Below are 2675 nucleotides of genomic sequence, written 5' to 3'. Positions count from 1 at the left end.
GGGTTGCCGTAGTAGGCGTTGGGGCCGTGTTTGCGGGTGTAGTGGCGGGCCAGGAGGTGTGGGGGCGGTGGGGCCGTGGGGGAGAGGGCGAGGGTGTGGATGGCTATTTCGGCGATGGCTTCGCAGATGATGGCGTGTTCCAGGGATGTGCGGGGGGTGGTGCCCCAGGTGAAGGGGCCGTGGTTGGCGACGAGGGCGGCGGGGACCTCGGACGCCCGCTGGTCGTTGCTGTCCAGCAGGTCGACGATCACGCGGCCGGTGTTGTATTCGTAGTCCTTGGCGCACTGGTCGGGGGTGAGGTCGGGGGTGCAGGGGATGGGGCCGTTGAAGGTGTCGGCGTGGGTGGTGCCCAGGACGGGTATGTCGCGGCGGGCCTGGGCGAAGGCGACGGCGTGGGTGGAGTGGGTGTGGGTGATGCCGCCGATGGAGGGGAAGGCGAGGTAGAGGCAGCGGTGGGTCTCGGTGTCGGTGGAGGGGCGCAGGTTCCCGTCGACGGTCTTGCCGTCGGACAGCCGGACGGTGACCAGGTCATCGAGGGTGAGGTCCTCGTAGGGCACGCCTGAGGGCTTGATGACGAACACGCCTGCCTCGCGGTCGACGCCGCTCACATTGCCCCAGGTGAGGGTGGCCAGGCCGGCTTGGGGGATGGTCAGGTTGGCGTCCAGTACCTCGTGCCGCAGGCCGTCACGGACTCGCGCGGTCATCGGTGCTCTCCTCGAATGCGGAGGATCGGGATCAGGGTGACAGGGGTTGTCAGAGGGCCTGGGCGAGGCGGTGGTAGGCGGCGTTCCAGCGGATCTCCTTGGCGAGGTGCCCGGTGCTGGTGGTCTCGTCGATGGTGAGGAGTTCCACGCCGGTCATGGCGGCGTAGTCGGTGAGGGTTTCGGTGTCGACGGCCGAGCTGAGCACGGTGTGGTGCGGGGCGCCGGCGAGCAGCCAGCTCTCGGCGGACTCCGCGAGGGAGGGACGCGGCTTCCATACCGCCCTCGCGACCGGGAGGCGGTGCAGGGGCTCGCTGGGCGTGACGACGTCGACGGTGTTGGCGGTGAGGCGGAAGCGGTCGCCGAGGTCGGCGAGGCCGACGACGACGGCGGGGCCGGGGGCCGCGTTGAAGACGAGGCGGACCGGGTCCTGGCGCCCGCCGATCGACAGGGGATGGATCTCGCAGCTGGGGCGGTCGGCCGCGATCGAGGGGCAGACCTCCAGCATGTGCGCGCCCAGGATGCGCGGGGTGCCGGGGCCGAGGTGGTAGGTGTAGTCCTCCATGAAGGAGGTGCCGCCGGGCAGGCCGGTGCCCATGACCTTCATGGTGCGCAGCAGCGCCGAGGTCTTCCAGTCGCCCTCGCCGCCGAAGCCGTAGCCGTCGGCCATCAGGCGCTGCACGGCGAGACCGGGCAGCTGGCGCAGCCCGCCGAGGTCTTCGAAGTTGGTGGTGAACGCGGTGAAGCCGCCTTGGTTGAGGAAGGTGCGCAGGCCGATCTCCTGCCGCGCCGCATACAGCAACGCGTCGTGGCGGATGCCGCCGGGGCGCAGGGCCGGGACCACGTCGTACACCTCGACGTACTCGGCCGCGAGTTGGGCGGCTTCCTTGTCTGTGACCTGGTCGACGACGGTGACCAGGTCGTTGACGGCGTAGGTGTTGACGGAGTAGCCGAAGCGGAGTTGGGCTTCGACCTTGTCGCCTTCGGTGACGGCGACGTCGCGCATGTTGTCGCCGAAGCGGGCCAGTTTCAGGGTGCGGGAGGCGTGCCGGCCGACGGCGGCCCGGGCCCAGGCCGCGACGCGTCGGATGACCCGCGGGTCGGTGGCGTGGCCGGCGACGATCTTGCGGTCGATGTTGAGGCGGGCTTCGATGTGGGCGAACTCGCGGTCGCCGTGGGCGGCCTGGTTGAGGTTCATGAAGTCCATGTCGATGCTGGGCCAGGGCAGTGACAGGTTGTACTGGGTGTGCAGGTGCAGCAGGGGCCGGTCCAGGGCGCTGAGCCCGGCGATCCACATCTTCGCCGGGGAGAAGGTGTGCATCCACACGATGACGCCCACGCAGGTGTCGGAGGCGCTCGCCTCCTGACAGAGGCGGCGGATGGCGTCGGCGTCGGTGAGGACCGGCTTCCACACGATGCGGACCGGGATCTTCCCGGGGCCGGCGAGGATCTCGGCGATGCTGCGGGACTGCTCGGCGACCTGGTGCAGGATGTCGTCGCCGTACAGGCCCTGACTGCCGGTCAGAAACCAGATCTCCTGACCGGGGTAGGGAGAAGCTGTGGTGTCCATGGAGTCCATGAGGGGTCCTTTCACAGGGAGTTGACCACCGGGCAAGGCGGTGCCGCTCAGGTGGAGGCCTGGGTGCGGAGGTGGCGCAGGCGGTGCATGACCTCGTTGGCGCCGCGGCCGAAGTAGTCGTGCAGGAGCCGGTATTCGGCGTAGAGGCGGTCGTAGGCGGCGGCCCGCTCGGGGTCGGGCTGGTAGACGGCGGGGCGGGCCTTGGCCATGGCGTGGGCGGCGGCCCGGATGTCCGCATGCGCCCCGGCCGCGACCGCCGCGTGCATCGCCGCACCGAGCGCGGGACCCTGCGCCGAGTCGATGACACCCAGGGGCAGGCGGGTGACATCGGCGTAGATCTGCATCAGCAGCGGGTTCTTCATCAGCCCGCCCGCGACGATCAGTTCACGCACCGG

At 70.1% G+C, this 2675-nt stretch carries 3 protein-coding genes; all 3 read right to left on the bottom strand.

The features are described 5' to 3' along the window. A partial coding sequence (gene araD, locus OC490_RS48970) for an L-ribulose-5-phosphate 4-epimerase AraD (protein ID WP_262064539.1) occupies positions 1-704 on the bottom strand: 704 nt, incomplete at its 3' end. A gap of 49 nt (positions 705-753) precedes the next feature. Further along, positions 754-2271, bottom strand: coding sequence for an L-arabinose isomerase (gene araA, locus OC490_RS48965; protein ID WP_262064540.1), 1518 nt, complete (start codon positions 2269-2271; stop codon positions 754-756). Positions 2272-2327: 56 nt separating this feature from the next. Beyond that, a partial coding sequence (locus OC490_RS48960) for an FGGY-family carbohydrate kinase (protein WP_262064538.1) occupies positions 2328-2675 on the bottom strand: 348 nt, incomplete at its 5' end.

It is taken from the genome of Streptomyces sp. STR69 (assembly GCF_024519455.1).
Lineage (GTDB): Bacteria > Actinomycetota > Actinomycetes > Streptomycetales > Streptomycetaceae > Streptomyces.
This window is presented reverse-complemented; position numbering and strand designations above follow the sequence as displayed.